Origin of the sequence: Amycolatopsis thermalba (genome assembly GCF_003385215.1) — a bacterium.
Lineage (GTDB): Bacteria > Actinomycetota > Actinomycetes > Mycobacteriales > Pseudonocardiaceae > Amycolatopsis_E > Amycolatopsis_E thermalba.
In genome coordinates, this window is record NZ_PQHW01000089.1 from 19,800 (window position 1) to 28,854 (window position 9,055).

General features: G+C 71.9%; 13 protein-coding genes. 4 read left to right on the plus strand and 9 right to left on the minus strand.

All coding sequences use genetic code 11. The features are described 5' to 3' along the window. Positions 1-15 precede the first annotated feature (15 nt). Entirely contained in the window at positions 16-1,083 is a 1,068-nt protein-coding gene (gene ispG, locus D0D15_RS27460) for a flavodoxin-dependent (E)-4-hydroxy-3-methylbut-2-enyl-diphosphate synthase (protein WP_198958252.1), read from the plus strand. A 16-nt stretch (positions 1,084-1,099) separates the two neighbouring features. After that, complete coding sequence (locus D0D15_RS27465; RefSeq protein ID WP_094005987.1) at positions 1,100-1,729, plus strand: pyridoxamine 5'-phosphate oxidase family protein; 630 nt, start codon at positions 1,100-1,102, stop codon at positions 1,727-1,729. 143 nt (positions 1,730-1,872) lie between these two features. Here the strand turns inward: D0D15_RS27465 and D0D15_RS36420 are convergent, their stop codons facing one another. Genes D0D15_RS36420 through D0D15_RS36430 form a run of 8 tightly spaced genes read right to left on the minus strand, consistent with a single transcriptional unit; the run spans position 1,873 to position 6,502 of the window. Further along, the gene (locus D0D15_RS36420) at positions 1,873-2,049 is read right to left on the minus strand and encodes a hypothetical protein (protein ID WP_167481568.1); all 177 of its coding nucleotides are present in this window, start codon (positions 2,047-2,049) and stop codon (positions 1,873-1,875) included. Continuing rightward, positions 2,049-2,390 (minus strand): DUF3140 domain-containing protein, encoded by a 342-nt coding sequence (locus D0D15_RS27470; protein WP_094005986.1) that lies wholly within the window; start codon positions 2,388-2,390, stop codon positions 2,049-2,051. The genes D0D15_RS36420 and D0D15_RS27470 overlap by 1 nt, the downstream gene beginning before the upstream one ends. Positions 2,391-2,395: 5 nt before the next feature. Next, complete coding sequence (locus tag D0D15_RS27475; protein WP_094005985.1) at positions 2,396-2,614, minus strand: DUF3618 domain-containing protein; 219 nt, start codon at positions 2,612-2,614, stop codon at positions 2,396-2,398. Further along, entirely contained in the window at positions 2,611-3,030 is a 420-nt protein-coding gene (locus D0D15_RS27480) for a phage holin family protein (RefSeq protein ID WP_094005984.1), read from the minus strand. Before D0D15_RS27480 ends, D0D15_RS27475 begins: the two co-directional genes overlap by 4 nt. A 53-nt stretch (positions 3,031-3,083) precedes the next feature. Further along, on the minus strand, positions 3,084-4,865 hold the full coding sequence (gene ctaD / locus D0D15_RS27485; protein WP_094005983.1) for an aa3-type cytochrome oxidase subunit I: 1,782 nt from the start codon (positions 4,863-4,865) through the stop codon (positions 3,084-3,086). A 58-nt stretch (positions 4,866-4,923) separates the two neighbouring features. After that, a complete protein-coding gene (locus D0D15_RS27490) occupies positions 4,924-5,640 on the minus strand; it encodes a metallophosphoesterase family protein (RefSeq protein ID WP_094005982.1) in 717 nt (238 codons plus the stop codon). Further along, entirely contained in the window at positions 5,637-5,945 is a 309-nt protein-coding gene (locus D0D15_RS36425) for a BON domain-containing protein (RefSeq protein WP_094005981.1), read from the minus strand. The genes D0D15_RS27490 and D0D15_RS36425 overlap by 4 nt, the downstream gene beginning before the upstream one ends. Beyond that, positions 5,945-6,502, minus strand: a complete 558-nt coding sequence (locus D0D15_RS36430) for a nucleotidyltransferase family protein (RefSeq protein ID WP_094005980.1) — start codon at positions 6,500-6,502, stop codon at positions 5,945-5,947. Before D0D15_RS36430 ends, D0D15_RS36425 begins: the two co-directional genes overlap by 1 nt. A gap of 106 nt (positions 6,503-6,608) precedes the next feature. On the opposite strand from D0D15_RS36430, the gene D0D15_RS27505 reads away from it, so the two are divergent. Together D0D15_RS27505 and D0D15_RS27510 are read left to right on the plus strand one after the other, a co-directional pair. Next, the gene (locus D0D15_RS27505; RefSeq protein ID WP_094005979.1) at positions 6,609-6,974 is read left to right on the plus strand and encodes an ATP-binding protein; all 366 of its coding nucleotides are present in this window, start codon (positions 6,609-6,611) and stop codon (positions 6,972-6,974) included. 318 nt (positions 6,975-7,292) lie between these two features. After that, a complete protein-coding gene (locus D0D15_RS27510; RefSeq protein WP_094005978.1) occupies positions 7,293-7,667 on the plus strand; it encodes an STAS domain-containing protein in 375 nt (124 codons plus the stop codon). A 1-nt stretch (position 7,668) separates the two neighbouring features. Here D0D15_RS27510 and D0D15_RS27515 read toward each other — a convergent pair whose 3' ends face one another. Then, a complete protein-coding gene (locus tag D0D15_RS27515; RefSeq protein WP_115944857.1) occupies positions 7,669-8,928 on the minus strand; it encodes a UDP-glucose dehydrogenase family protein in 1,260 nt (419 codons plus the stop codon). Between the last annotated feature and the right edge of the window lie 127 nt (positions 8,929-9,055).

Sequence of the window (9,055 nt, forward strand, 5' to 3'; positions counted from 1 at the left end):
CTGGGCCTGCCCGGGATGCCTGCGCCGCGCCGGAAATCCCGGCAGGTGCTGGTCGGTGACGTGCCGGTGGGCGGCGGGGCGCCGGTGTCGGTGCAGTCGATGACCACCACCGTCACCGCCGACGTCGACGCCACCCTGCGCCAGATCGCCGAGTTGACCGCGGCCGGCTGCCAGATCGTCCGGGTCGCGGTGCCCAGCTCCGACGACGCCGCGGCGCTGCCCCGGATCGCGGCGAAATCGGCCATCCCGGTCGTGGCGGACATCCACTTCCAGCCGAAGTACGTCTTCGCCGCGATCGACGCCGGGTGCGCGGCGGTGCGCGTCAACCCGGGCAACATCCGGAAGTTCGACGACAAGGTCGGCGAGATCGCCCGGGCGGCGCAGGACCACGGCACCCCGATCCGCATCGGCGTCAACGCCGGCTCCCTGGACCCGCGGCTGCTGGACAAGCACGGCAAGGCGACGCCGGAGGCGCTGGTCGAGTCCGCGCTGTGGGAGTGCTCGCTGTTCGAGGAACACGGGTTCACCGATCTGAAGATCTCGGTCAAGCACCACGACCCGCTGGTGATGATCGAGGCCTACCGGCAGCTCGCGCGGCGCTGCGACTACCCGCTGCACCTGGGCGTCACCGAGGCCGGGCCGGCGCTGCAGGGCACGGTCAAGTCCGCGGTCGCGTTCGGGGTGCTGCTGCACGAGGGCATCGGCGACACGATCCGCGTGTCGCTGTCCGCGCCGCCGGTGGAGGAGGTCAAGGTCGGCACGCAGATCCTGGAGTCGCTGGGGCTGCGGCCGCGGCGGCTGGAAATCGTGTCGTGCCCGTCGTGCGGCCGGGCGCAGGTGGACGTCTACCGGCTCGCCGAGCGGGTCACCGCCGCGTTCGAGGGGTTCCCGGTGCCGCTGCGCGTCGCGGTGATGGGGTGCGTGGTGAACGGGCCGGGCGAGGCGCGGGAAGCCGACATCGGCGTGTCCTCCGGCAACGGGAAGGGGCAGATCTTCGTCAAGGGCGAGGTGGTGACCACGGTGCCGGAGAGCCGGATCGTGGAGACGCTGCTGGACGTGGCGCTCGAACGGTTCCCGGGGTGAGCGCTAGCCTGCGGGCATGGATCTCACCGGGGTGACCGAGGTGTCGGACGAGGACGAGCTGCGTGAGCTGATCGGCCACCCGCTGCCGCAGGCGGTGCACAAGCAGCGGGACGCGCTGCACGAACTGGACCGGCAGTGGCTGGCGCTGTCGCCGTTCTGCCTGATCGCCACGGCCGGCGCGGACGGCCACTGCGACGTCTCCCCCAAGGGCGACCCCGCCGGGTTCACGCTGGTGCTCGACGACCGGACGATCGCCGTGCCGGAGCGGCCGGGCAACCGGCGGGCCGACGGGTTCCGCAACATCCTCGCCAACCCGCACGTCGGGCTGCTGTACTTCATCCCGGGCCGCGGGGACACGCTGCGGATCAACGGCCGCGCCCGGCTGGTGCGGGATGCGCCGTTCTTCGACGACATGGTCGTGCGGGGCCACCGGCCGCGGCTGGCGATCCTGGTGGAGATCGAAGAGGTGTTCCACCACTGCTCGAAGGCGTTCCTGCGGTCGAAGCTGTGGCAGGCGGAGACGTGGGCGCCCGGGGAGATGGCGCCGCGCGCGGTGATCGCCAAGACGCTGGAGCGGAAGGACGCGTCGCTGGCGGAGCTGGAGCGCTATTACGGCCAGGAGTACGAGAAGAAGCTCTACGCCTGAGCGGGTGGCTCCGGCGCCCCCGGATCGCTACCGCGGGCGGAGTGCCCGGCACCCGCGGTGCAGAGGTCGCCGTCGTGCGGCCCCGGGCGCGTAACGGCCCGTGGTGCCCCCTCTCGGTCGGCACCACGGGCCGCTCGCTTCCCTTACTGACCCTCGGGGCGGCCGCCGGCCAGGGGGACGTCCGGGTCGTCGTCCGCCGGGGGCTCCGGGTCGCGCCACTCCTCGGCGCGGCTGGAGCGGTTGCCCTGCAACGTGCCGCGCAGTTCGGCCTTCAGCGCGTCGTCCTCGCGGGGGCTGTGCTTCTCACTGCCGCGTTCCATCAGCCGGCCCCTTTCAGCGGGTCGTGCCCGATCGTCATCAGGCGGTGGCGCCAGTTCTCCTGGCCGGCCGTCGGCTCGAGGTCGTCCCGCCGTTCGGCGTGCACCTTCTCCACCACCTTGCGCATGACGCGCTCGTCGTCCTCGGTGAGGTCCGTCCGGCGCTTGCCGAGGATCTCCAGGACGTGCTGCCCGGTCTTCGTGCCCGCCTGGTCCGGCAGCTCCTCGCTCTCCGTCCCGGCCGAGCGGACCCGCAGCCAGTCCCCCAGCTCACGCGAGGTCATGTTCACCACGCGGTGGAACTCGTCCCACAGTGCTTCGTCCACATGCGACCGCGTCGCCATTCGTGTCACCTCCGGGCGGTCAGCCTTCGCACGATCACGAACACCAGCACCAGGATCCCGAACCCGGCACCGGCGCCGAGCGCGATCCGCTGGGTCGTGTGCGCGGTCTCCTTGACCTTCCCGGCCAGGGCCTCGGCGGTCTCGCCCAGCTCCTGGCGGGTCAGCTCCAGATCCAGCCGCGCCTGCTCGGCGTCGTGCGGGAAGGTGTCCTTCTTCGTCGTCATCGGCGCAGCCCCTCCCGCACGGCCGCCACGTCCTTGGGCACCCCGGACACCGCCTCCTGCGGCACCGGCGGCACCGCCGCCGACAGCTGCTTCTTGCCGATCAGCCCGGCCAGGCCGCCGATCACCAGCAGCGCACCGCCGATGATCAGCGCCGCGGCCCACGCCGGCACCACCAGGGCCAGCCCCAGCACCGCGGCGGCGATCAGCGTCGCCGCCCCGAACACCGCGAGGACCCCGGCCGCGCCGGCCAGGCCCGCGCCCGTGCCGGCGCGCTTGCCCTTCTGCCGCAGCTCCTCGGCCGCCAGCCGCATCTCGTCCCGGACCAGCCGCTGGACCTGCTGCGACATGTCCTGGACGAGCTGCCCGATCGACCGGTCGTCGACCGCGGTGGACCCGCGGCCCGTGCTCTCAGTCATGCCTCGCCTCCCTTGGGGTAGCTCGTAGTCCGGCTACCCCCGGGCGGAGAGCGCTAATCGTGCGCGGTGGGCGAGCCGCCTTCGGTGATCTCCTCGGTGGCCTTCTCCGACGGCGTCTTCGTCGCCTCCGAATGCGGGATGGTCCGGCCGGTGAGCGTGATGTGCCCTTCGTCGTGCAGCCGCTCCACCAGGTGCGGGTAGTGCAGCTCGAACGCCGGCCGCTCGGACCGGATCCGCGGCAGCTCCAGGAAGTTGTGCCGCGGCGGCGGGCACGTGGTGGCCCACTCCAGCGAGTTGCCGTAGCCCCACGGATCGTCCACTTCGACCGGATCGCCGAACCGGTAGCTGCGCACCACGTTGTAGATGAACGGCAGCATCGACGCGCCCAGGATGAACGCCCCGATCGTGGAGATCGTGTTCAGGACGGTGAACCCGTCGCTTTCCAGGTAGTCGGCGTAGCGGCGCGGCATGCCCTCGTCACCGAGCCAGTGCTGCACCAGGAACGTCGTGTGGAACCCGACGAACGTGGTCCAGAAGTGCAGCTTGCCGAGCCGCTCGTCGAGCATCCGCCCGGTCATCTTCGGGTACCAGAAGTACACCCCGGCGAAGGTCGCGAACACGATCGTGCCGAACAGCACGTAGTGGAAGTGCGCCACCACGAAGTAGCTGTCGGTGATGTGGAAGTCCAGCGGCGGCGAGGCCAGGATGATGCCGGTCAGCCCGCCGAGCAGGAAGGTCACCAGGAACCCCACCGACCACAGCATGGGGGTCTCGAAGGTGAGCCGCCCCTTCCACATGGTGCCGATCCAGTTGAAGAACTTGATCCCGGTCGGCACCGCGATGAGGAACGTCATGAACGAGAAGAACGGCAGCAGCACCGCGCCGGTGGCGAACATGTGGTGCGCCCACACCGCGAACGACAGCGCGGTGATGCCCATCGTCGCGAACACCATCAGCCGGTAGCCGAACAGCGGTTTCCGGCTGAACACCGGGATGATCTCGGTGATGATCCCGAAGTAGGGCAGCGCGATGATGTAGACCTCGGGATGGCCGAAGAACCAGAACAGGTGCTGCCACAGGATCGGCCCGCCGGTGGCCGGGTCGAACACGTGCGCCCCGATCAGCCGGTCGGCCAGCAGCCCGAACAGCGCCGCGGTCAGGATCGGGAACACCGCCAGCACGAGCACGCTGGTGAACAGGATGTTCCAGGTGAAGATCGGCATCCGCCACATCGTCATGCCCGGGCACCGCAGGCACACGATCGTGGTGAGCATGTTGACCCCGCCGAGGATCGTGCCCAGACCGGACACGATGAGGCCGGTGATCCACAGGTTCCCGCCGATGCCCGGCGAGTGGGCCGCGTCCGACAGCGGCGTGTAGGCGGTCCAGCCGAAGTCCGCGGCGCCGCCCGGGGTGAGGAACGAGGACAACACGATCGTGCCACCGAACAGGAACAGCCAGTAGGAGAAGGCGTTCAGCCGCGGGAACGCCACGTCCGGCGAGCCGATCTGCAGCGGCAGGATCAGGTTGGCGAAGGCGAACACGTTCGGCGTCGCGTAGAGCAGCAGCATGATCGTGCCGTGCATGGTGAACAGCTGGTTGTACTGCTCTTGCGAGAGGAACTGCATCCCCGGCTGGGCCAGCTCGCCGCGCATGAGCAGCGCGAGCGCGCCGCCGATGACGAAGAAGGCCAGCGACGTGTACAGGTACATCAGCCCGATCAGTTTGTGATCGGTCGTCTTCGCCATCTTCACCAGCAGGCTGCCCTTGCGGTGCCTGGCCGGCAGCTCGTACCGGTTGCCCAGGACGATGGGGCGTGCCTTCAGCTCCGTCATGCGCCCTCCCCGGGTGCCGAGTGGACGAACCCAGGGTGCTCCCGATCACACCGGTGAATCAAGCCCCGAGCCCATAAGTGGCATACGCGCTGCGGATGACCGGCTGGGCGACGTTGCGCACCCGCACCCCGCCCGGCGTCACCCCCTGTTCGCAGCCGAAGTGCGCGTGGCCGTGGATCGCCAGGTCGGCGCCGCATTCGTCGATCACCTCACCGAGCTGGTAGGACCCGAGGAACGGGTAGATCTCCGGCGGCTCCCCGCGCAGGGTCTCCGGAATGGGTGAATAGTGGGTCAGCGCGATGCGGTGGTCGACGTCGTCGAGCTCCATCATCGCGGCGCGCAGCGCCTCCGACCGTTCGATGCTGTGCTCGACGAACGCCTTCATCTCCCGCTCGCCGAACGCGCTGGCGCACTTGCCGGCGAACCCGCCGCCGAAGCCCTTCACGCCGGCCACGCCGAGGGTCTGCCCGCCGACCTCCAGCCGGGCCGAGGCGCCCTCCAGCACCCGGATGCCTCGGTCTTCCAGCAGCTTGGTGATGTCGTCCTGCCGGTCGCTGTGGTAGTCGTGGTTGCCCAGCACGGCCACCACCGGCCGGTCCAGGCCGCTGAACTCGTCGGCGACGACCTCGGCCTCCTCCAGCGCGCCGTGCCGGGTCAGGTCGCCGGCCAGCAGCAGCACGTCGGCCAGGTCGGCCAGGTGCTCCAGGGCGGGGCGCAGCAGGCCCCGCGCGTCCTCGCCGAGGTGCACGTCCCCGACCGCCGCCACGCGGATCACCGCAGGTCCTCCCTCCGGGCCGGTTCGCGGGTGTCGGCCACCCGCACGTCGTTGTGCACCCGCACCCCGGGCGCGACCTCGTGCAGCACGGTCTCCAGCTCGGTGCGCCGCTCCTCGCAGGTCACCTCCCCGGACAGGTGCACGTCGTCGTCGCCGCGGACGTTGACCCGGACGCCCATCTCGGCCGTCCGGGGGTCCTCGGCCAGCGCGCGGCGCAGATGGGCCGCGCGGTACTGGGGTGTCTCGTACTGGGGTGTCTCGTGCTGGGGTGTCTCGTGCTCGTGTGTCTCGTGCTCGGGGGTCATCACGGGGTTCCTTCGACCTCGACGACGTCCAGCGAGTCCAGCAGCGTCAGGAACGCCTGCGCGTACGGGGACTCGCCGGTCTCCTTCGCCACGCGCTCCCAGTCCACCTGCTCCCGCAGGTCGCGGGCGATGTGCAGGAGCGGGGCGAAATCGCAGCGGTGCGCGTCGAGGACGAGCAGCTTGTCGATCATGATGTCGGTGCCGCCCAGGACCGGCGCCATGGTCGGGCCGACGCGCATCACGTCGGAGCGGCTCAGCGTCTCGTCGGTGACCGCGCGGTAGTTGGGCCGGAAGATCAGGTCGACCAGCACGTCGCCGTCCCAGACCTTGCTCAGCCAGTCCTCCGGCGGGTCCTCCGGCCGCATACCCTCGGCGACCAGGGCGGCCCTGGCCGCGGGCACGTCCTCCTCCTTGAGGAACACGTCCACGTCGTGGTCGGACGGCGGACCGCCCCTGGCGTAGACCGCGCAGCCGCCGGCCACCGTGAACGGGATGTCCCGAGCCGTGAGCGTGGTGACCACCTTGGTCAGCGTGCGCAGCAACGACTGCTCGTCCATGCCCCGCCGGGTACCCGGGCCCCACCGGGGCAAACGGCGGGCGTTTCGCGCCCGGGCCGCCGGGTATCTCCCGTTCCGTTCGCCGACGTTGGGAGCGATCGGGGCGATGCGCCGCAGTACCGAGCTCAGGCTGCCGCGGACACTGGACGCGGCGCGGCGGGCACGCCGGTTCACCACCGAGATGTGCGCGAAGTGGCGGGTGCCCGGGCTGGCGCCGGACGCGGCCGTGATCGTCACGGAGCTGGTGGAGAACACGCTGCGGCACACGGGCGCGGCGCCCCGGCTCTGCCTGGAGCTGCACCGGGACGGGCTGACGGTCGAGGTCACCGATGAGGACCCGCGCCAGCCGGTCATCCGGGAAAGCGGTCGCCCGCCGGGGCTGGGGCTGCTGCTGGTGGCGCAGACGTCGGAGCAGTGGGGCTGCCGCCGGGAGCCCTCCGGCGGCAAGACGGTGTGGGCGACCGTGCGGTGAGCGGCGGCCGGCGGTGCGGGACCACCGCTGTCCCGCACCGCCGGTGCACCCACCACGACCGGCCCGGGCGGCCACCGCGAACGGAAGCCGTGCCGCGCCGACCGGGACCGGATACCCGGCACGATCGTCGCTAACCGGATGACCCGGGTTGCCAACGGCAGTAGCCGGTCCGTACCGTCGGTGACGAGCGGTTGAGTGACCAGCCGTGCCGGGAACGGACACACCCGGCCTCGAGCTTTCGAATGGTGCGACTTTTCGGATCTTGGACGCGTGTGTGACCGTCCCCGCTGTGCTCACCACAACCCGGGGAGACCACCCGTGTCCGAAGCTCACGAACTCCGCATCGATGTCACCGACCGCGCCGACGGCATCCGGCTGGCCCGTCTCACCGGTGAACTCGACCTCGTCGCCGCACCCGCGCTGCGCGACTTCCTGACCCGCTGCCTCGACGACGGCCGGACCTTCATCCTGGACCTCGAGGCGATCACCTTCCTCGGCTCGGCGGGCCTGCAGGCCCTGGTCGACACCGACGACGCCGCCGCCGAGCGCAACGTGCGGTGGGCGCTGGCGGGCAGCCACCGGGTGGTCGTCCGCCCGCTGGAGGTCACCGGCCTGCACGAGCAGCTGCCCCTGTACCCGAGCGTCACCGTGGCGGCCCGCCACCTCGCGGAAGCCGCTCAGGTGGCCGGCTGACTCAGGCCGGGTGCCCGAGGCGCACGCAGCGCAACCCGCTGCCGCGCAGTGCCGCGGGGTCCAGCACGCCGCGTGTGTCGACCACGACGTCGCCCTCGGCGACGGCGGCCAGCTGGCTCCAGTCGAGGCGGGTGAACTCGGGCCACTCCGTCAGCACCACCAGCACCCGGGCGCCCTTGGCGGCCAGCACCGGGTCGTCCACCCGCTGGACGGGCCCGGCCTGGTCACCGCCGCCGACGCCGGGGTCGTAGCCGGTCAGCACCGCGCCCGCATCCGCCAGGCGGCCGGCGACGGCCAGTGCCGGTGAGTCCCGCAGGTCGGAGGTGCCCGCCTTGAACGCCAGCCCGAACACCCCGATCCGCACTCCCGCCAGGCGCCCGCCCGCGGCCTCCCGCACCCGCGCGACCACGTGGTCGTACTGCCGGTCGTTCGCCTCGATCGCCGAGCGCAGCACCGTCAGGTCCACCCCCGCCGCGGCGGCCGAGGCCACCAGCGCCCGGGTGTCCTTCGGCAGGCACGATCCGCCCCAGCCGGGGCCGGGGTGCAGGAAGTGCGGCCCGATCCGCTCGTCCAGGCTCATCGTCCGGGTGACGGCGTCGATGTCGGCGCCGGTGCGCTCGCACAGCCGCGCCAGCAGGTTCACGTAGGACAGCTTCAGCGCCAGGAACGCGTTGCTCGCGTACTTGCCCAGCTCGGCGCTCGCGTGGCCGGTGCGCACCACCGGCGCGTCCAGCCCCGCGTACAGCGTGGCGACCCGCTCCACCACCGGCGGGTCACCACCGAGCACGATCCGGTCCGGGTGCCGGAAGTCGTGCACCGCGTGGCCCTCGCGCAGGAACTCCGGGTTGCTCACCACGGCGATCCCGGCGGTCCCGGCGATGCGGGCGCAGGTGCCCACCGGCACGGTCGACTTGACCACCAGCACGGTGTGCGGCGCCGGGCGCAACGCCGCGAGCACGGCTTCGACGGCGCTGAGATCGGCGCTGCCGTCCGGACCGGTCGGCGTGGGCACGCAGGCGAACACGAACTCCCGCCCGTCCAGTGCGCTCACGTCCGCGGTGAACCGCAGCCGCCCGGCGGCCAGCCCGTCGCGCACCAGCGGGGCCAGCTCCCGCTCGGCCAGCTCGACCTCGCCCCGGGACAGCCGCGCCACCTTGGACTCGTCGACCTCGGTGCACACCACGTCGTGGCCCAGCGCGGCGAGGCAGGCGGCGGTGGTCAGGCCGACGTAGCCGGCCCCGGCGACCCCGACCGCCGCCACGTCAGGCCCCCACCACCGGCCGCAGCGCCGACCGGCCCGCGGCGACGACCTCGTCGTCGGTGATCCGCAGCAGCCCGGGAGCCGGGGCGTCCGCGAACGGATCGCCGGCCTCCCCCGCCCACAGCAC

Excerpts from the sequence above, each read along its gene's own strand:
- ispG (WP_198958252.1), top strand. The coding sequence starts at position 16 with ATGCCTGCGCCGCGCCGGAAATCCCGGCAGGTGCTGGTCGGTGACGTG.
- D0D15_RS27465 (WP_094005987.1), top strand. The coding sequence starts at position 1,100 with ATGGATCTCACCGGGGTGACCGAGGTGTCGGACGAGGACGAGCTGCGT.
- D0D15_RS36420 (WP_167481568.1), bottom strand. The coding sequence starts at position 2,049 with ATGGAACGCGGCAGTGAGAAGCACAGCCCCCGCGAGGACGACGCGCTG.
- D0D15_RS27470 (WP_094005986.1), bottom strand. The coding sequence starts at position 2,390 with ATGGCGACGCGGTCGCATGTGGACGAAGCACTGTGGGACGAGTTCCAC.
- D0D15_RS27475 (WP_094005985.1), bottom strand. The coding sequence starts at position 2,614 with ATGACGACGAAGAAGGACACCTTCCCGCACGACGCCGAGCAGGCGCGG.
- D0D15_RS27480 (WP_094005984.1), bottom strand. The coding sequence starts at position 3,030 with ATGACTGAGAGCACGGGCCGCGGGTCCACCGCGGTCGACGACCGGTCG.
- ctaD (WP_094005983.1), bottom strand. The coding sequence starts at position 4,865 with ATGACGGAGCTGAAGGCACGCCCCATCGTCCTGGGCAACCGGTACGAG.
- D0D15_RS36425 (WP_094005981.1), bottom strand. The coding sequence starts at position 5,945 with ATGACCCCCGAGCACGAGACACACGAGCACGAGACACCCCAGCACGAG.
- D0D15_RS36430 (WP_094005980.1), bottom strand. The coding sequence starts at position 6,502 with ATGGACGAGCAGTCGTTGCTGCGCACGCTGACCAAGGTGGTCACCACG.
- D0D15_RS27505 (WP_094005979.1), top strand. The coding sequence starts at position 6,609 with ATGCGCCGCAGTACCGAGCTCAGGCTGCCGCGGACACTGGACGCGGCG.